1 protein-coding gene is annotated in these 488 nt (G+C 71.1%); it reads left to right on the top strand.

Annotation, left to right across the window (positions count from 1 at the left end):
* Positions 1–31: 31 nt before the first annotated feature.
* On the top strand, positions 32–488 hold a 457-nt coding region (locus IG88_RS45205; RefSeq protein WP_324609027.1), incomplete at its 3' end, for a hypothetical protein.

Below are 488 nucleotides of genomic sequence, written 5' to 3'. Positions count from 1 at the left end.
GTTGGCGGAGGCGTATGTCGCGGGTGTTCCGGTGGACTGGTCGGCCTTGTTCGCCGGCAGTGGTGCCCGCCGGGTGGACCTGCCCACCTACGCCTTCCAGCACCAGCGCTACTGGCTGGAGGGTGTCACCGTCGGCGGTGAGATCGGCACCGCGACGACGGACGAGGTGGACGCGGCCTTCTGGGACGCAGTCGAGCGCGAGGACTTCGCGGACCTCGCCCAGGTGATCGACGCCCGGGACGGCATCGACACGGCCTCTCTCAAGGCCGCGGAGGCATGGCTGCCGGCGCTGTCGGCGTGGCGCAAGGGCCGTCGGGCCCAGAGCACCCTCGACTCATGGCGTTACCGCACCGAATGGCGTGCCATGGGAACGCCTCCCACTGCCCGTCTGAGTGGTGTGTGGTTGGTGGTGGTCCGGGGCGGGGGTGCTCCGGTGGAGGAGGTGTCGGGGGCGCTGACGGCTGCGGGTGCCGAGGTGCGGGTGTTGG

The sequence above is a fragment of the Streptomyces sp. NRRL F-5650 genome, from assembly GCF_000721365.1.
Lineage (GTDB): Bacteria > Actinomycetota > Actinomycetes > Streptomycetales > Streptomycetaceae > Streptomyces > Streptomyces ardesiacus.
This window is presented reverse-complemented; position numbering and strand designations above follow the sequence as displayed.